Here is an 18,752-nt window from a genome sequence, read left to right as displayed (position 1 = left end):
CTGTTCCTCGAGGTTGACGGGGACGATGAGTCCCTGGGCGTAGTCGTAGGGTTTGAAGCGTGCCATGGCTCGCGTCCCGAGGAAGCAGCGGGCGGGCCAGCGGGCGGAAATCGGGCTGGAACAGGGAGGGGTTTTTCGACAGTTTCAACATCCCTCTTTCAAAGAGGTTCCTCTCCAACTGCTCTCTCAGGTCGCATTAGGGTTCCAACTCTGGCCAGATTCAAAAGATCTTCAGCTCTCGCTCAAAAGCCGCTTTCTCATCTCCATGAGGGCCGCCAACATCTTCCAGGAATCTCCGACTCGGAGGCGGCTTTCGTCCTTTTCATCCCACGCCACGGGAAGCTCGACCCATGAGTGGCCAGCCGCGTGAAGTTCGACCATCAATTCGACATCAAAGGCAAAGCCTTCTTCATGCAATCGCCCTTGGACGTCGCGGAACTCCTCCCCGCGGATGACCTTCGCGCCACATTGGGAATCGCGCGTCTCCAGGCCGACCAACCACCGGGTAGCACCGAGAAAGGCACGATGCCGAATGGCCCGCCAAAGTCCTTCCCGAACCTTGGTTTCTTCACTGGAAACTCTCACTCCGATGATCGAGCGACGACGACGCAACGCCTCGCGGAGCAAGCGAACAGTTTCTCTGGCGGAAACACTGCCATCGGCATCGACAAAAGCCAGCCACTCGGCCTGGGGTTGTGAAGTCCACGCGGTGCGCACGGTTGCCCCCTTCCCTCGGTGATGGGATTCCCCGGACACCTCGACTTTGGAATACACCTCCGCGATCTCCTGACGGATTTTTTCAAGTCGTTGCCGCTCTTCGGCTCCCGATCCATCATCGGCAATCAGCCATTTCACAGGCAGCTGGGATGCGGCCAGCGCTGCCGCCAAATCCGGGGCAAAGCGCGCCAGTCTCCGGGCGTCGCACCAGACGGGCGTCACCAGGACGATGGTTGCTTCGACCCCTTGATTCGGCATTCTCCCACAACGTCCGCAATGCCGGCCGACTTTCAACCGTAGGCCCTCCTGTCTCATGAACCGCTACACCGTTTTTTGGCTGCTGATTCTTTCCCTAGCGGGTTGGCTGCGATTTCACGATCTCGACAACCGCCCCGTGCATGCCGATGAAGCGACCGGAGCCCGCATTGTCGCTCGGGCGTTGGATGGCGACTACCGATTTGATCCGGTTCACTATCATGGTCCGGTGTTTCACCGCCTGGGGCAATGGACTTCCAGTCTGGCCGGGCATCACCGCTGGCAGGAGATGGAGATGCTTCCCCTGAGGCAGCTGACCGCCTTGGCGGGTCTCCTCACGGTCGCACTCCCGCTCCTCGGGGTTCGCCGGTTCGGTCAAGCTCCGATGTTGGTTTCCTCACTCCTTCTGGCGACGTCTCCCCTTCTCGTTTACTACAGCCGCATGTTCATTCACGAGTCATTGTTAGCCTTGTTTGGTGGACTTGTGTTGGTTCAGCTGGCATCGGGGCGAGCGTATGGAGCGATCGGTTTCTGGCTGGGATTGATGTATGCCACGAAGGAGACTTTCGTCCTTACCCTTGCTGGCTGGGGGATCGCAGCGGTCCTCCTGTGGGGCTTGTTGGGGAAATCCCGTCCCCCGGTTCGCGATCTTTTCCAAAAGCATCGCGGAGATTTCATGATCGGGATCGTGAGCTTTCTCGCGATCTCGCTCGCCTTTTACACCGATGGATTCCGCCACTGGCAAGGGGCCATCGATGCCGTGCGGACGTATTTCATCTACGATACGACGGAGGGACACGACAAAGCAGCGTGGTGGTATCTGGACTTTCTGGCGTGGCCGCTGAAGTCCGGCGGCCTGTGGTGGTGGACTGGGGCACCGCTGATTCTGGCGATTCTGGCGGCGTGGAAGTGCCGCACGCGGACGGTTCGTTTTCTGGCGCTTGCGATCCTCGCCCAACTCGCCGTCTACTCCGCCATCGCCTACAAAACGCCGTGGTTGATGGTGCTTCCGTGGGCGCAGGTGCTGCTGTTAGCCGGGTTTTCCCTGCGCATCGTGCCACCGGGAAATTCCTGGCGGTGGGGGGCTGCGTGCGTCCTCACGACCCTAGTGAGCTGGCAGACTCTCCAAAGTTGGAGATCCTCTTTCGTCTATCCTTCCGAGGCGCGTAATCGATTTGCCTACGTCCCGACCAGTCCGGACATGGAAAATTTGAATGGCTGGCTCGATCAATTGGCAGCGGCTTATCCGGAGCTACCGCTCAGTCCCATCGGTATCATCGGTCATGGCTACTGGCCTCTTCCTTGGTATTTGCGTCAGCGTGGACCGGTCGGCCATTGGGATCATCCGCCCGCCTCTCTTGCACGGCTCCCGTTGGTTTTTTCGATGGTCGACCTCACCGCGGAGCTGGCGGAAACTCACGTGCCGATTCCCCGAGGGCTGCGCGATGGCAATCCAGTCATGGTCTGGGTGCGCAACGATTTCTGGGACGCATCGGTCGCCCAACCCCATCCCTGATTCTATGAGACAATTCCGCCACGAAGCCATGAACACGGTCTTTCATCTGCGCTTTCCCGGGGAGGCGAAGGGAGCCGCGGACATGGCCATTGAGTGCTTTGAGGAACTTGACCGCCTTGAGGGAAAGTTGAGCCGCTTCCGGGAGGACAGCGAGATCAGCAGGATCAATCAGCTAGCAGCCGGGGAAACGCTCTACCTCTCCGACGAAACCGACGAATGCCTTCGGATCGCGCTGACCCTCCACACGGATACTGGGGGGCTTTTTGATATCACTCTTGGGCGGGCCATTCGCCACCGCAAGGATCAGGAGGATGGACCGCTCCCGGCCCCCGCGGGCCGGCTATTGATTCATCCTGACCGCCCCGCGATCACCTGCATCGAGCCGGGGCGCGAACTGGACTTGGGCGGCATCGGCAAAGGCTACGCACTCGACTACTTGGCGGGCATTCTCCTCCAATGGGACGCGGCTGCCTGTCTTCTTTCATCCGGTGCCAGCACGCACCTCGCCTACGGGATGGATTCCTGGCCCATCGAGCTGGATGGCGATCGCAGTACGGTGGAGATCCAGCTCGAAAGAGCCGCGCTCAGCGCCTCGGGGACCGGCATCCAAGGAAGCCACATCGTGCACCCTGACCCCAACGCTCCCCTTGCCGTGGGCCGCCACTGGGTGATTGCCGACTCCGCCGCGGTGGCCGACGCCTGGTCCACCGCATTGATTTTAGCCCCAGCAGATCGCTTGCCCGATCTCCTCCGCGATTCGCCTGAGCTGCTTCACCACTTTGAGGAGATAGACGGCGTGCCGACGAAACGTTCTCTTGGATGACATTCCACCCATGAAGACTCGTCGACATTTCCTTACTTCCACCGCTGCTCTCACTGCTGGGGCGTGGGTCGCACCCCGTTTCGCCATTGGCCAGTCGGGCCGTTCCGCGAATGAAAAGATCCAGCTCGCCTTTGTCGGTGTGGGTGGCCGCGGATGGGATAACCTCAACGCTCTCGGCGGCGAAGACATCGTCGCGCTCTGCGACATCGATGACCAACGCGCGGCAGGAGCTTTTGAACGCTTTCCAAAGGCGAAACGTTTCCGCGACTACCGCGAGATGCTCGATAAAATGGGGAAAGAGATCGACGCCGTCGTCGTCAGCACCCCAGACCACTCTCATTTCCCGGCGACGATGGCAGCGATGGAACTCGGCAAGCACGTGTTTACTGAGAAACCGCTCGCTCACAATGTTTGGCAATGCCGGGCGCTCAAACGGGGTGCCAAGCACTATGGGGTGATTTCCCAGATGGGCAATCAAGGTCATGCGACGGAGGGGATTCGCTTTGTTCGTGAATGGTACGAGGCCGGCGTTCTCGGCCAGGTGACCGAGGTTCTGGCATGGTTCACCGGCCCCGATTTCAATGGCCCGTATTTCCGAAAGCCGGACGCCATGCCGCCCACCGCGCAGCCGGTGCCCGACACGATCGATTGGGATCTGTGGGTTGGACCCCACGTGGGAAAGGTGGACTACAACCCGGTTCTTCACCCTCTGACGTGGCGGGGATTCTTCGAATTTGGCTGTGCGGAGTTGGGTGATTGGGCGTGCCATACCTTGGACGCTCCCTTTTGGGCGTTGAACCTCGGCATGCCCACGGTGGTGGAAGCGGAAAAACGCGAGGGCGGCTCCACGCTCTTTACGCCTGATTCCTCACAAATCCGCTTTGAGTTCCCTGCACGCGGCGACGCACCGCCCGTTACTCTCCGCTGGCACGATGGCAACCTCCGGCCAGATCTCCGCCCCGAGTGGGGCCTGAAGGAACTGGCATCGGATGGCATGATCATGGTTGGAGACCAGGCCTCTCTCATGACCGGTGGCCGCCCCGATAGTCCCCGCTTGATCCCACAGGACCTTTGGAACGAGTTCCGCAAGGACATCCCCGAACGGAAGATTCCACGGGTCGGAAAAGGAGGCCACTACAAGGAATGGACCGACGCCATTCGCGGCGACGGCCCCATGCCTGGCTCCAACTTCGATTATGCAGCCGAACTCACGGAAATGACGCTACTGGGAGTCATGGCCATGCGCTTCGGGGGTCGCATCGAATACGATGCTTCCAGTATGAAAATCACCAACCGCCCCGAGCTGAACGAGTATCTCAAGGAGCCCGTCCGCGACGGCTGGGTCTATGGGGAGAAAATCTAAGCCCCGGCGCGGCGAGGCAACATCGCGCGGATGCGCGAGGTCCAACGAGCGAGGGTCGAGGCACGCAAGCCCCAGACTTTTTGCCGCCGGCCTTCGGCGGCTTCCTCCAACAGCTCCACGATCCGGGGGTGTCCGAACATCGCAGCGAACATCCCCGGAGTCTGCCCGCCACCCTGATCTGCTTCCGGGTCGGCACCCGCCTGCAATAGCATCCGGGCGACCTCAAAGTGACCTTTGAAGGCGACTCCCGCCAGCGGAGTTTGACCGCGATCATTTCGCTCATCCGGCCGTGCACCTCTCGCAAGCAATGCTTCAACGAGGACTGGGTGGCCGTGATAGGCCGCCAGCATGAGCAGCGTGTTGCCTTTCCCGTCTTTCAGCTCCACCGGCATGCCGGCCCCGATCATCGGGGCCAGCATCTCGGTGTCACCTCGGCGGGCCGCATCGAGTGCCATTTGTTGAAGCTCGATGAAGCGCTGTTTTTCCGATTCGGTGATCATGGTGGGCAGGGGGTCCGAGGTCAGCCCACGGGAGCCGCTTGCGGCTCTTCCTGGACAGAAATGTTGTTGGTATTGTCGCCAGCCAATCTCACCAGCGCCTCACGGACTCCCGCCCCATAGGCAGGATCCGCTTGGTCGAAGTGACCGAGTTGGCGATCGATGATGGATTGCGGCACTCCTTGCATGGCTTCCGCGATGTTGCTGAAAAGCTGCTCCTTCTGGACATCGGACATGAGGCGGAAAAGATTTCCCGGCTGGGTGTAATCGTCATTGCCATCGCGGTGGTTCCATCGGTCTGCGTCGCCGGAGATCTTCAACGGAGGCTCTGCAAACGCATCTTCCTCCGCCGGCCCATCGAAGCTATTAGGCTCGTAGTAAGCATCACTCGACTTCGGCTTCATGAAGTTCATCGAACCATCGAGGTGGTAAGTGTGGACTTCGCTCTTCGGCTGATTCACCGGGAGGGCTTCATACCAGGTCCCGACCCGATAACGGTGGGCATCGGCATAGCTGAAGATCCGCGCCTGCAGCATCTTGTCAGGGGAAAAGCTGATCCCCGGCACGATATTTGAGGGAGAAAAAGCCGCTTGTTCGATCTCCTGGAAATAGTTTTCAGGATTCCGGTTGAGTTCGAGCACACCGACGTCGATGAGCGGGTAGTCCGCATGGGGCCAAACCTTGGTGAGATCGAAAGGATTGAACGCACACTTCTCGGCATCTTCCTCCGCCATCACCTGAATCTTGAAGTCCCACTGGGGATATTCACCGCGCTCAATGGCTTCGTAGAGATCCTTTTGCGAGGACTCCCGGTCCTTCGCGATGACCTGCTCCGCTTCCGCATTGGTCATGCATTGGATGCCCTGACGAGTCTTGAAGTGAAACTTGACCCAGAATCGCTCGCCCTGCGCATTGATGAACGAATAGGTATGGGAGCCGTAGCCATTGGTATGGCGATAACCGATCGGCAGGCCACGGTCCGACATCAGAATGGTCACCTGATGGAGCGACTCCGGAGAAAGGGACCAGAAGTCCCACATCGCCGTGGCGCTACGCATGTTGGTACGGGGGTGGCGCTTTTGAGTGTGGATGAAGTCAGGGAATTTCAATGGATCCCGAACAAAGAAGACCGGGGTATTGTTGCCCACCAGATCCCAGTTCCCCTGGCCCGTATAAAACTTGAGCGCCCATCCACGGACATCTCTTTCCGCATCCGCCGCGCCTCGTTCTCCCGCCACAGTTGAGAACCGCAGCAAGCACTCCGTTTGCTTGCCTACCTCAGAAAAGACCTCCGCCTTGGTGTAGCGGGTGATGTCGTGAGTGATCGTCAAGGTCCCAAACGCTCCCGATCCTTTGGCGTGAACGACCCGCTCCGGGATGCGCTCGCGGTTCTGGTGGGCCAGTTTTTCAATCAGCTGATAGTCTTCCAGCAGCAGGGGCCCGCGTGGTCCTGCACTCTTGGAGTTTTGATTGTCGGCGATCGGGTTGCCACCGGTGGTGGTCATGATGGGTCGGCTCATGCAGATAGTTTTCGTTTCGGATTCTGTGCCGCGATCCTAGCGGGCCCCTTCCCATCTGGGTAACGAATGTTTCCAAACCCACCTATTGGACTTTTCAATACCTCCGAATCGATTCTAAAAAGAGCCGCCATGGATTTGAGGTTGCTACAAACGTTCATCACGGTCGTGGAGGAGGGCTCGATGAGTGCTGCATCGCGTCGGTGCCACCTCTCCCAACCCGCATTGAGCCAACAGATGCAAGCCCTTGAGGAAGAACTTGGGGAAGCCTTGCTGCATCGGAGGCCGCGTGGAGTCGAACCGACTGCGGCAGGCGAGCTGCTCATCTCCCACGCCCGAGCTTTGCTGGCACAGGCCGATCGATTGCGCGGGGAATTCCAGAATCGCCGCGAATTGGAAGCGGGCGGCATCGACTTTGGCATCATTCCCACCCTCGCGCCCTATCTCCTTCCCCAATGGCTCGGCCCTTTTCGCAAGGCCCATCCTGGAATCCGCGTCTCCATCGATGAAGCTCGCACCCGCCAACTACTGCCCAAGGTGGTCGAAGGCACCATTGAATTTGGCATCCTCAGCGATGTCACCACCGAAGAACGGAAGCTCGGTCCCTTGCAGCTTCGAGAGTTGTTTCGCGAGCCCCTGCTCCTCGCCGCTCCTGCCAGCCATCGACTCGCGCTCCGCAAAGAGGCACCGACCCCGACGGATATCGATCCGGACGAACTCATTCATCTCAGCGGTGGCCATTGCCTCGCCGAGCGTACTCTCAAACTGTGCCGCATCCGCAATCCCAACTCAGGACTGCAGTGCGATCAAATCGCCACAGCCCTGGCCATGACCGAGGCGCATATGGGAATCACCGTAGTTCCCAAGCTCGCCGCGCGCGACCATCTCCGGCCTGGCGTGGTGTGCCGCCCGTTTGCAGGAAATGGTCTGCATCGCGTGATTCACCTCATCAAACGCCGCGACACCCGTCTATCGCCAGCCGCAGAAAAACTTCTCTCTGTGCTGATTTCGCCAGAAGTGCCCGGTTAGCCGACTTCCCCCCAGTGATGAAAGCCGGCCGCGACTTCTCCCTCAGAAGCGTGTCGACACCCCGACGACCACTCCCCTCCCGGCCAGCGGAGCGCTATCCTTTAGAAACGAAGTACTGATCCGGGCTTCCTCTTGGGTGAGGTTGGTTCCCTTCAAGAAAACCGTCGTCTCGACCTGGCCTGTTGTAAACGTGTAGTCCAGCCCGGCATTGACCAAAACATAGCCGTCCGTGGGCAGTTCAAAGCTGGCCGTGCGATTCTGATCCGCAGCATATTGGCACTCCACATTCGCACCCCACCCACCATGGGTGTAGTCGAGACCCGCTGTGAATCGAAACGGAGGGATCCTCGGCAAGGGCTCATGCGTCGATCGGTTTTCGGCGTGGACGTAATCTGCCTTCAGACTCAAATCCAATTGAGAATCGAAAGCTGCCACCCGCTCGAGCGGCGCTTTCGCATCCGCCCCTTCCGCTGAATTCCCGGTCGCCGGGCCCAACAGATGAAAAACCGTTTCAATTTCACCCCCATAGAAGTCCGCATCCACAGCTCGATAGGCATAGATAGGGAAGCCATCGACCGGATCAAAGGCGCCGGTCGGCAAGGCTCCGATGTAGTCAGAAAACCGGTAGTAGTATCCACTGACTCCTCCCGTCACCCAACCTGCATTTTTCTTCAGCGAGACATCGAGTGACAAGACATCTTCGGTCCCCAGCCGGGTATCTCCAATCTCGTAGCTCCCCGTCGCCACGTGAGGTCCATCGGCAAACAATTCCACGTACGTCGGAGGACGTTGTGCATATCCGATGGCCACCGTCGCCGCATAGTTTTCTACCGGCTCATAAACCAAAGCCACCGATCCGCTGAAGGCGTCGAAATCCCGGCTCAGGCCAGGCCCAAACAGAGGATTCGTTTCGGTTTCATTCGACTGGTGATCGTAACGAGCCCCGAACTGCAGTCGAAACGGATGGAAGTCCATCTCCTCGAAGAAAAATACGGAATGCGTTTCATTATCGACCGTCGGCAGGAAGGCCTCGCTCCCAAGTGCCGAAAACTCATTCATTTGGGTCTCATACCCCACGGCACCCTCCATGCCCGCCAAGGCATGGTGAAGCATCTCCACCCGGCCATTGAAGCCTTCGATCAAAAACTGCGTCCCTGGCTCCACCCCTTCAAACTCGGTGTGTTCGTAGTCCGAATATCCCAAGGAAAAACTCAGTTCCTTCGCCCACGACGTCGGCTCCCACCAAGCTCCACGCATCTCGTAACGCCTCTGGCGCAACCCGATGGTGACGTCCGGCTCGGCAACCGTGCCGTAGGTCGAATCCATGCCCGAATACGAAATTCCGAGATATCCCGCATCCCCCACATAAGAAATGCCGACGCCGGCTCCTTTCGAGTGAGTGGCACTGTTAGGGAGCGTCCCGTATGGCTGGGGGGTTCCCGCGGGGTCAGTCAGACGAAGCCGCTCGGATCGGGCAAAGCCGGGGATCTCGATGTCCTCGGTCTCCCGGTTGAATCCATCTAGGTGGAAAACCCACGGACCCGTTCCCCAGGTCAGCGCTCCGGATTGAGAGAACAGTTCGTCGGCCGAACCTCCCATCAAACCAAGGCGGCCGCTTGGCCAAGGCCCCTCGAACCGCTCTTTCGCGATGCGATCGTCCATCACGTTCACAACCCCACCCATGGTATTCGGTCCGTAGAGCAAGGTCGCCGGTCCACGAACCACCTCCACCGCCTGCATCGACAATGGGTCAAGCGCTACCGCGTGATCAGGGCTCACATTCGACACATCGAGCACCGAAGTGCCATTTTGGAGAATCCGCACCCGGTCGTCACCCAAGCCACGCACCACCGGACGACTCGCACCCGGACCGAAATACGTGGAACTCACTCCAGGCTCTCGATTGAGAGTTTCACCCAGAGTCGGTGCCATTCTCTTGAGCAGGTCGCGGCCCGTGAGGACCGTTGCCGGTTGCACTTGCTCGAACAAAGTCTGCCCCGAGCGATTGGCAGTCACCACGATGGCATCCAGCGCACCGATCGGTTTTTCAAAATCAGGTCCGGCCGCAGCATCACTCTGCGCTCCCAGAACCATGGGTGCCGCAACCGAAAGTCCGGCGGCACGGAACAAAAAAGAATTCATGATCAATAGAAAGAAGGGTTGGAAATGAGGGCAGCCGCCCGGTCGGCTCATCGGCACGACGGGTCATCGAAGCCACCCAGCCCCTCCGACCGACCAAGGTCCGAGAGGCGAAATGGATAAGCAGCAAACGGGATCGGGTTTCCCGGCCTCTAAGGCGCCCGGGGCGGCGAATGCGCCCCCCTTCCTCCACGGAAATGGCCCGCCGGCAGCAGGAGACTCCGGCAAGGAGCCAGCACCATCGCCACCATCGGCAACACTTCTTCCGCCTCAGGCACCATCACCGGAGGCGGAATCTCCTGCCCGCCGGATGCCTGCCAGAGCTCCACCACACAGGGCGGCTCCTTGGGCGAATGCCCATGGCAATCGTGGTCATGCAGCTCTTCGTGCAGAGCCGGACTGACCGCCATCAATTGGATCAGCACCAGCTGCAACACCAAGAACACCGCCAAAGCGGGCCTCAGCATCGGATGGTGGTGTCCCGCAGAAGTCATGGCCGGGCGAAACGAAAATCATCTCACCCGGCAAGTAAAGACCAAATGCACACGTCGTGCATTTGCATTTATCGAATCCCCTGACTGATGCGCACTTCATCGAAATCCGCATCGATATTCCCGATCACAAAGGTCCAATCGTTGGTCCGGCTGTAGGCAAACGGAGCCGATTGGGAAGAGATCAGCACCCCGTCGACCCACACATCGACCTGGCTTTGGGCATTGTGAGTGATCTTCAGATGCTGCCATTGGCCCATCATCACTGCTGCATCCCATTGATCGTGCGCCAACGCCGTGTGACTTCCCACCATGACCTTGGGGCGGTCCGGTAGCAGCCATTTGTCCTGCATCACTCCCAGGGAACTATCCCAATTCTGCTCGAGGCGGAAAATCGACGAAGTGGCCACGCCATACGCTTTGTAGGCACGGGGGTAGATCCATGCTTCCAGGGTCAATTCGGGCGGAGCATTGCCTGGGGAGAGAAGTGCATCCGGAATGGTCACCATCAGTTGGTCTCCGACCAGTCCGAAACGTGCCGCTTCGCCCACCGGTTGCGTCATCCAGCCGAGATTGTCGGCGGCACGATTCGCTCCCCCTTGGGACGTCAGATGGAGCCCATTCGGTCCCGAATCTTCAAAATTCCCGTTGAAGTGATACAGCGCGATGGTTTCCGCATCGACTTCGAAACCATCGGGCGCCGGTGGCGTCCGCACCACTCGGCTGATGCGCACTTCGTCGAAATCCGCGTCGATGTCAGCGATCCGGAAGGTCCAATCCGTCGTGCGTCCATAATTGATCGGAGCATAGGCCGACGCCACCGCTTCGCCGTCCACCCAGAAAGTCACCACGCCCGTCTCGTCCCGCGTCAGCATCAGATGGTGCCAAGTCTCCAACGAAACCAAAGACTCCCAGGACCCTTGAGGCAAGAGGGTCGTGGAACCGGCGGAAACGGAAGGCACCGCAGGTTGCAGCCATTTGTCCTCACTGATCGCCAAGCTGCTGTCCCAGTTCTGTTTCAGTGAAAAGTTCCCGTTGGTACCGTTTCCATAGACCTTGTATGCCCGCGGGTAGATCCAGGTTTCCAGAGTCAGTGGCTGGGAAACGGAGCCCGGAGCGATCTGGGAGTCGGGAAAGGTCACTGACAAAGAATCTCCATAGGCTGAAAGTCGCAACCGCTCTCCCGCCGGCAACCCATTGGCATCGAAGCTTGCCACGCGCGTCGCCCCTCCTGCCGCCACCAAATCATATCCCTGGCCGCTCGCATCCTGAAAATCCCCATCGAAATGATAGAGCGCGACCGTATCCGCATCGGTCATCAAGGGAACCGCAAACGGAATCACGTCGGCATTCGCTCCTCCGCCCGTGCCTCCGGAACCCGACCCAGGCCCTGGCCCGCCGCCATCTTCGGGCTCCTCTTCTTCTGGAGGGAGAACAGTCGCATCCCCGGTGATCCGCACCTCGTCCAAGTAACCATTGAAATTTCCGAGCGTCAGCGTCCATTCCCCGCTGGGTCCGAAAGGACCCGCCGTCGATTGACCCGATCCCACCGTCACTCCATCGAGTTGCGCCTCATACTCCCCCGCTGCCGTTCGACAGATCCGCAGATGCTGCCACTCCCCGGGTCGAACCGCCGCCTCCCAGGCCGAACCAGAGACCAAGGTCAATCCATCGGTGATCAAAAACGGAGCAGCCGGCTGCACCCAGATATCCTGCAAGGCCCCGAATTTGGAATTCCAGGACCTCACCAAGGCCATCAAGGGCGAAGAACCCTGTCCATAGGCTTCGTAGCTTAATGGACAGATCCAAGCTTCCAAAACCAAAGGTGTCGGAGCGTTCTCCGGCGTGATGTAGCTCGCCGGTATGACAGCCGTCAGCTGATCACCCATCCCGTGGAAACGGACCGCCCGTCCACTTGGCTCGGCCATCCATCCGGCTGCATGCTCCACCCGCTCCACGTCTCCTTGCGCCGTCAGATCAAATCCGTGCGCGGTCGCATCCGTAAAATCGTCATCAAAGTGATAGAGGGCAATCGTATCCGCCGCCACTTCCCAAGGAGCACCACCGGAAGCCCCCTTCACCCCAAACCACCGAGCCGCCGAGAACCGCCGACCATCTGGCATCACCACCTCCGCCTCGATGCGATGCCGAGCCACTCGATGGGGAGTGAAGGTGAACTCGCTGCCTCCAATCCAGGGGTCGACACCGCCCCATTCCCAGGTCACGCGGGCGGCGCTGAGATCCATCCCCGGACAACTCACCTCCGCCGTCACCGCATCGCCCGCCGACACGTAATCCCCCGGCAACAAAATCTCCGGCGTGGCTGAAGTCCATGGGGTCGCCGCTCCCGGGGATTGAGCACCCCAGCGCGCCAAACTCGCCAGCCCTCGCCCCTGTTGCGCGATCACAAACTCCGTCGTCGAGTTGAAGGCATCCCCCCACCGATCATAGAATGGATATTTTCCAGTGCTGAGACCGTCTCCTGGATACGACAACGACCCCAAAACCGAGCCGTAACGTGCCACCCAACTGAAGCCGGTCTGGATGTTCCCCAGAGGAATGCCGCTAGGCGGCAACACCCGATCATCATTCTGGGCATACTGATGCACAATTTCCCGCTGGCGGCGCCAACCACTACCAGTGACGTAGCTCACATTCACCGGATTGCAGCCCATCTCATAGTTGGCATTCCCCACCACCGCCGTTCGGTGAGCAGGATCGGCCACCAACAAATCGGTCACCGTGATTTCGAATGCCCGCTCCGAGCAAAAAAACCACCCGGCCGTGCTCTGCTGTTTCGAATAGGGGTCAAGGCAGGACCCGTAAGCGCCTTGCCCGGAAAGCGTCGTCAGCCAAGTGCCCGTGTCCATTTGCAGGGCCTCTTGATCCGCCAAATAGGCTGCGTCCATTTCCCCCGCACTGCGTTTCCCCACCCGCTGAGCAAACAGGTAGTCACGCGTCGCGCAGCCGTATCCTTCAAACAGCGCCCACCAACCCCAACGACGCACATCCGTCGAAGTCGGATCATACCATTCCTTGAGCTTCTGCAAGCACACCGGATTCCCCGTCGCAGCAAACATGGCGGAAGCCGCCCACGCCAATTCGTCGTCGTGGCCAAAGATATGACCGTAGTGCGTGATCTTCTGATAACTCCCCTCCAGTCCGTGCTCTTCGATCGCTTCCAACAAGAACTGCCAACCCGCTGCAGCCTTCTGCAGGTAGAGCGCCGCTTCGGATGGGAATTGCTGTTGGAACAAAGGAGACGACCCCAAGTCTGCCAGTGCACCCACCGCGGCCGCAGTCGAGGCCGTATTCTTCGGCCATACCACCTGCTCGTCGCCGTCCTCGGGAAGCACATCGTCTTCGTATTTTCGGTGCTTCGGATACACGAGGAAGAAGAACCCGCCGTCGTCGTCCTGCATTTTGGCAAGGAAATCCGCTTCAATCTTCGCCTCCTGCAACAGGTCACTCTTGCCATCGCCACTCTCCGGGATGCCCAAATTGTCGAGGGCCCCCGCCGCCGGTGCGGCATCGACAATGAACGCCAGATGATGAATCAATTGCGCCGAATTGATCGTGTACTTGCTGTAATCGCCCGCGTCGTGATGGCCACCGGAAACATCGATCGGTCCACTCCGCAAAATCGGATACAACTGCGTCTCCGGGGAAACCATCTGCGGAGCGACCTGGGCGGAATCGGCACTGCCCTGGGCAATGAAACCCCAGGTGTCATCGAATTCAGCGCCGCTCGTAGGAACGCCAGCCAGAGCGGTGTGGCAGGCCGCATGCGGATGGCGGCTGAACGGCAACTCGACCGCATGCCCGCAGCGCTGGTTGTACAAACCCTGTGCATAGGTTCGCGCAAAACCCAGCAACATATTGTCAGCGATTCGAAATGGCAGAGAGACTCCCAGGCCTTCCACCTTCAGGCGATATTCCCCCGGGGTTTCCCATGAGCTGAAATCCGCCTGCCAAACCTGCTGATAGGGTGGTGGCGAGTAGGTATAACCCACGTCCTGGCGCAGTGTCAGCGGACCCGAAAAAACCACCAGCCCACTCGCTTCATCGACCACCGAAAAACTCGTCGCTGCCACTGCCATCTCCCCGCCGCTCCCGAGGTAGTACCCCACCATCGCCTGCTTCGGGCCCACCGTCTCATAACCTTCCTGATTCACGTGCACCGCCGGACTGCGCCGATCCCCATCGAAGACCGCCGCATACTCCGCGATCGAGGACTCCCCTTCCCACCCGTCCGTCGTGACCTTCACCTCCGCCCCGTCTGAAGCCGCCGAGGAAAGCGTCAAATACAGCCGGTTCTCCACCCGCAAATCCGTTTCACCCAAGGGCGCATACAAAACTCGACGCCGAAATCCCGTGATCGAACAACTCACGGACTGCCCATCCACCTCCACCACGCAGCTATTGGCCTCGGGCGCCACAAAATTCCCCCCCTCCACGAAATCCCAAGCGTCCACACTGCCATTCGTATCCGAAGTGGTGATCCGTCCCAGCTCCAGAATCTGAGGCGTCAACCACCGAGCGGCCGACTCTCCCACCTCCGGCATTTCCCCACGGACCCCCTCCAGTCGATCAAAGTCGCCTGCCAAAGAAACCTGAAATCCTCCCACTCCCAATCCGATCATCGCCCCCCTTGCGATGACCCGATGAATTCGAGCCCAATGCATGTTGAGCGGGTCCATAACGTGTTCGCGTCAGGACGTCGAGTTGGATTGTTACGCACAACTCATCTAATCCATTAACTTTAATTAACTTAAAAACTGCCTACTCCGCCCCCGCACTTCCGGAAAAACCCTCGGTTAGGGCATTTGACCCAGGCATGAAACCGAGGAATTTGCTTCATGAGCAGCGCTTCCCGTCCGACCTTCACCTTTGCCTCCATCATCGCCCTCGTGGTGTCGATCGCCAGCTTCTATCAAGGACCCATCTTGGGTCTGCTGCTCGCCATCACCGCCATGATCTTTGGCCTCTTCGGGGTCCTGATGTCACTTTCGTCCCGGAAACGCGGAGGCATCGTCAGCTTCACCGCCATCTCACTCGGTGGACTCGGCATTCTCGCCGCGATCATCCGCGCGATTGCCTATCTCATTGAATAACCGGTCGTTTCATCCTTCCCAGGTGGTTTTCGACCAAGCACGCCGCCCAAGGGCCACGGCGGTTAAGGTCAAACCCACCGTGATTCCCCACCACATCCCGGTCACTCCGTGGCCCAGAAGAATGGCCAAAACCCAGCCAAGAGGGATCGACACCACCCAGTAAGCGCCAAACGCGATCCATGCCGGGATTTTCACATCATCGAGCCCCCGCAAAGTGCCCGCGGCGATGATTTGCATCGCATCGCTGAATTGAAACGCCGCCGCGACCCACAGCAATCCGGCTGCCATTCTTGCCGTCTCGGATTCACCCACGAATCCACTCACCAGGGCATCCTTGAAGCCCACGAAAACTCCCGCCCCAAACAGCGCATACACCAGGCCCATCGCCCAGCCACTCACCAAAATACCCCGCATTCGCCAAAACTGCTTGGCTCCCACCACCTCCCCCATCCGCACCGTCTGCGCCATCGATATTCCCAGCGGCACCATGAACACCGTCGCCGCGCACGACAGCGCCACCTGGTGCGATGCCAGGGCCTCCTCCCCCAGTGTGCCAATCAAAAGAGTCGCAAACACAAAGGCACTCACCTCCGCCAACAACTGCATGCTGGCCGGGAAACCCACCCGCAACAGATCCCGCACCGCCGCCGGATCCGGACGGCGGAACCACCGGTAGGGAACCCATTCCCGCAACCCAGGCGATCGCAGACACCACGCGATCATTCCCACAAACGCCAACAGCCGGGCCAATAAAGTCGCCAGCCCCGCTCCCTCCAGCCCCATTGCCGGAGCCCCAAGGTGGCCGAAAATCAGGACCCAGTTGAGCGCCACATTCGCCAACACGGAACCCAAAGTGATCCAGAAAACCGGCCAGGGCCGATTCATCGCATCGGCGTGATTCTTCACCGCCATCCCCGCCATCGCTGGAATCATCGACCCCGCGATCAGCAGCAAATACCCCGGCACCGTCGCCACCACCGCAGAAGATTGTCCAAAGCGACCGAGGAACGGCCGCACCCCCCATCCTGCCAACAATGTCAGCACTCCTAATGCCGTGGTGATCTGCAGACCATGCCGCAACGCTGCCCGCGCCGCTTCCGGATCCTGAGCACCGCGTGCCTGCGAAACCCGAATCGAAACCGCCATCGACATCCCAATCCCAAACATCATCGGCAAATAAATCAGCGTATTGGCAAACGAGGACGCCGCCAACTCGGTCACTCCCAATCGACCGATCATCATCGTATCGACCACTCCCATCAGCATCTGGCTGAGCTGACCCACGATCAACGGCACCGCCAGCCGCAGGGTCGTCTTGCCCTCGTCCATCAAACGGGGCCTGGCATGAAAATCAGTCGGATGCATCGGTCGACAAAAAAAGCCCACTCGGCAGCAGCCAAGCGGGCGGGATCAAAAAGGGCCATTTCCTCCCTTCAATCCCGCACGCCACGCGCCATGCGCGCAAAGACGAGAAGCGGGAAAAAGAAGTTCACCCCGCAGGGCCTAGCCGCCCACCCCTTGGTGGTCAAGCCCCCCGAGAAATCATCTCCGCCACTCCCACTCCTCGAAAATCAATCAATCGTTTGACTTTTTCAAACCCTTGTTCAACTTCCCGCCCGTGTCGGCGAAGATCTTTCCAGTTCAGGCCAACAAAGGTGAGCGCGCCCGCCAGCGCCTGCTCATCGCAGCTTTGGAGAAAATCTCGGAGAAGGGCTACGACACCGCGTCCGTCCGGGAAATCGCCGACGCCGCTGGCCAGAACGTCGCCGCCATTGCCTACTACTTTGGTAGTAAGAAGAAACTCTACGCTGCCCTGCTGGAAGGCGTCGGCAGCCACATCCGAGGCATTTTCTCGGACCTCGACGAAACAGTCCGCCAGCGATTGGAAGCTGGGACACTGGAACCCGCTGAAGCCATCCGCCTCCTCAAGGCCATGCTGCGCGCCATGGTCGGAGTTCAAATGGGTGGCGGTGGCGACTTCGAGAAACTCCACCGCATCATGGTCCACGAGCAGACCACTCCCAGCGATTGTTTCCCCATCCTTTACGACAAAACCCTCCGGCCTCTCCACGAGCGCTTCACCTCCCTGCTCGCCATCGCCCGCGGAGAAGACCCCACCTCGCCAGAAGTCATCCTCCGCGCCCATGCCCTCTTTGGGCAGGCCATCTCTTTCACTTGGGTCCGGCCCACCATCGTGCGCCGCCTTGGCGTGCGCCAGCTCGATGCCACCCACGCCGCCACCATCTCCGCCTTGATCGAGGATCACATCGACCTCATCTGCAACCGTCCCTCCACTCCATGAATCGCAAAGCTGTCCTCGGCCTGATGGTCGTGCTCGCCGCCGGCACTGCCGCCGTCCTCTACTTCCGCCAACGGGAAGCCGACCAGGGCCCCATCGTTCTCCACGGCAATGTCGACATCCGCAGCGTCGACCTCGCCTTTCGCGTTTCCGGGCGCATCGCCGAAGTCCTCAAAGATGAAGGGGATTCCATCCAACAAGGCGAAGTCCTCGCGCGCCTCGATCCCGCGCCCTTCCAGGCCGAACTCGCCTCCGCTCAAGCCGCTCTTCAAGCTGCCGCAGCCCAGGAAGCCCTCAAACGCGCTGGCTATCGTCCAGAAGACATCGCCCAGGCCCAAGCCTCCCTCGATCAAGCCAACGCCCAACTCGACAACGCCCGCACCACCTTCCGACGCCAATCTCAGCTCGTCGCCAAAGGTGCGGTTCCCCGGCAAACTTACGACGATGCCGAAGCCGCCCAGCGGGTCGCCGAGCAACAAGTGAAAGTCGCCACCGCCAACCTCGCCCTGCTCCAAGCAGGCTTCCGCACCGAGGAAATCGACGCCGCCGCTGCGGCTTCCGCCCAGGCTCGCGCCGCTGTCGAAACCGCCCGTATCCGTCTCAGCGATGCCGAACTGACCGCGCCCTCCGGCGGCATCCTCCTTACCCGTGCCGAAGAGCCCGGTGCCATCGTCTCCTCCAGCTCCACCGTGCTCACCCTCTCCCTCGAAAATCCCGTATGGGTCCGCGCCTACGTCCACGAACCTGAATTGGGAAAATTCCCTCCGGGAAAAGCCGTCGAACTCTTCACCGACAGCCGTCCCGATCAACCCTATCACGGCCATGTCGGCTTCGTCTCCCCCCGAGCCGAATTCACCCCGAAACCAGTGGAGACCGAAGAACTGCGCACCTCCCTGGTCTATCGCATGCGCGTCATCGTCGACGATGCCGACGCCGCCCTGCGCCAAGGCATGCCGGTGACCCTTCGGGCCACCGACTCCAACCCCTGAGAC

The 18,752-nt window shown here is 59.9% G+C and carries 14 protein-coding genes; 7 read left to right on the top strand and 7 right to left on the bottom strand.

From position 1 onward, the window contains the following. Nucleotides 1-231: 231 nt before the first annotated feature. Nucleotides 232-975 (bottom strand): glycosyltransferase, encoded by a 744-nt coding sequence (locus tag HNR46_RS05980; RefSeq protein ID WP_184016778.1) that lies wholly within the window; start codon nt 973-975, stop codon nt 232-234. A gap of 55 nt (nt 976-1,030) precedes the next feature. Between HNR46_RS05980 and HNR46_RS05975 the strand changes: the two genes are divergently transcribed. From HNR46_RS05975 to HNR46_RS05965, 3 genes are read left to right on the top strand one after another with little or no spacing between them, the layout of a single operon-like run. Further along, nucleotides 1,031-2,488 (top strand): glycosyltransferase family 39 protein, encoded by a 1,458-nt coding sequence (locus tag HNR46_RS05975; RefSeq protein WP_184016776.1) that lies wholly within the window; start codon nt 1,031-1,033, stop codon nt 2,486-2,488. A gap of 4 nt (nt 2,489-2,492) precedes the next feature. Beyond that, the gene (locus HNR46_RS05970) at nt 2,493-3,311 is read left to right on the top strand and encodes an FAD:protein FMN transferase (RefSeq protein ID WP_184016774.1); all 819 of its coding nucleotides are present in this window, start codon (nt 2,493-2,495) and stop codon (nt 3,309-3,311) included. A gap of 10 nt (nt 3,312-3,321) precedes the next feature. Continuing rightward, nucleotides 3,322-4,674 carry a Gfo/Idh/MocA family protein gene (locus HNR46_RS05965; protein ID WP_184016772.1) on the top strand — a complete coding sequence of 451 codons (1,353 nt, stop codon included), beginning with the start codon at nt 3,322-3,324 and terminating at the stop codon, nt 4,672-4,674. Here the strand turns inward: HNR46_RS05965 and HNR46_RS05960 are convergent. Both HNR46_RS05960 and HNR46_RS05955 read right to left on the bottom strand, forming a co-directional pair. Further along, nucleotides 4,671-5,174, bottom strand: a complete 504-nt coding sequence (locus HNR46_RS05960; protein ID WP_184016770.1) for an ankyrin repeat domain-containing protein — start codon at nt 5,172-5,174, stop codon at nt 4,671-4,673. The two genes, HNR46_RS05965 and HNR46_RS05960, sit on opposite strands and share 4 nt — an antisense overlap. Nucleotides 5,175-5,194: 20 nt before the next feature. After that, nucleotides 5,195-6,691 (bottom strand): catalase, encoded by a 1,497-nt coding sequence (locus tag HNR46_RS05955; protein ID WP_184016768.1) that lies wholly within the window; start codon nt 6,689-6,691, stop codon nt 5,195-5,197. Between the two features lie 129 nt (nt 6,692-6,820). Between HNR46_RS05955 and HNR46_RS05950 the strand changes: the two genes are divergently transcribed. Next, the gene (locus tag HNR46_RS05950) at nt 6,821-7,717 is read left to right on the top strand and encodes a LysR family transcriptional regulator (protein WP_184016766.1); all 897 of its coding nucleotides are present in this window, start codon (nt 6,821-6,823) and stop codon (nt 7,715-7,717) included. Between the two features lie 42 nt (nt 7,718-7,759). Here the strand turns inward: HNR46_RS05950 and HNR46_RS05945 are convergent, their stop codons facing one another. The 3 genes from HNR46_RS05945 to HNR46_RS05935 all read right to left on the bottom strand — a co-directional run bounded on the left by HNR46_RS05945 (nt 7,760) and on the right by HNR46_RS05935 (nt 14,990). Then, on the bottom strand, nt 7,760-9,859 hold the full coding sequence (locus HNR46_RS05945; protein ID WP_184016764.1) for a TonB-dependent receptor: 2,100 nt from the start codon (nt 9,857-9,859) through the stop codon (nt 7,760-7,762). A 149-nt stretch (nt 9,860-10,008) separates the two neighbouring features. After that, nucleotides 10,009-10,350 (bottom strand): hypothetical protein, encoded by a 342-nt coding sequence (locus HNR46_RS05940; RefSeq protein WP_184016762.1) that lies wholly within the window; start codon nt 10,348-10,350, stop codon nt 10,009-10,011. Nucleotides 10,351-10,418: 68 nt separating this feature from the next. Then, nucleotides 10,419-14,990, bottom strand: coding sequence for a glycoside hydrolase family 9 protein (locus tag HNR46_RS05935; protein WP_221285038.1), 4,572 nt, complete (start codon nt 14,988-14,990; stop codon nt 10,419-10,421). A gap of 216 nt (nt 14,991-15,206) precedes the next feature. Between HNR46_RS05935 and HNR46_RS05930 the strand changes: the two genes are divergently transcribed. Beyond that, entirely contained in the window at nt 15,207-15,461 is a 255-nt protein-coding gene (locus tag HNR46_RS05930; RefSeq protein WP_184016758.1) for a hypothetical protein, read from the top strand. 9 nt (nt 15,462-15,470) lie between these two features. Here the strand turns inward: HNR46_RS05930 and HNR46_RS05925 are convergent, their stop codons facing one another. Beyond that, nucleotides 15,471-16,826, bottom strand: a complete 1,356-nt coding sequence (locus tag HNR46_RS05925; RefSeq protein ID WP_184016756.1) for an MATE family efflux transporter — start codon at nt 16,824-16,826, stop codon at nt 15,471-15,473. Between the two features lie 253 nt (nt 16,827-17,079). On the opposite strand from HNR46_RS05925, the gene HNR46_RS05920 reads away from it, so the two are divergent. Continuing rightward, nucleotides 17,080-17,763, top strand: coding sequence for a CerR family C-terminal domain-containing protein (locus tag HNR46_RS05920; protein WP_184016754.1), 684 nt, complete (start codon nt 17,080-17,082; stop codon nt 17,761-17,763). Further along, nucleotides 17,760-18,749: a secretion protein HlyD gene (gene hlyD, locus HNR46_RS05915; RefSeq protein WP_184016752.1), complete on the top strand. Its 990-nt coding sequence runs from the start codon at nt 17,760-17,762 to the stop codon at nt 18,747-18,749. Before HNR46_RS05920 ends, hlyD begins: the two co-directional genes overlap by 4 nt. Nucleotides 18,750-18,752 lie beyond the last annotated feature (3 nt).

Origin of the sequence: Haloferula luteola, from assembly GCF_014201715.1 — a bacterium.
Lineage (GTDB): Bacteria > Verrucomicrobiota > Verrucomicrobiia > Verrucomicrobiales > Akkermansiaceae > Haloferula > Haloferula luteola.
This window is presented reverse-complemented; position numbering and strand designations above follow the sequence as displayed.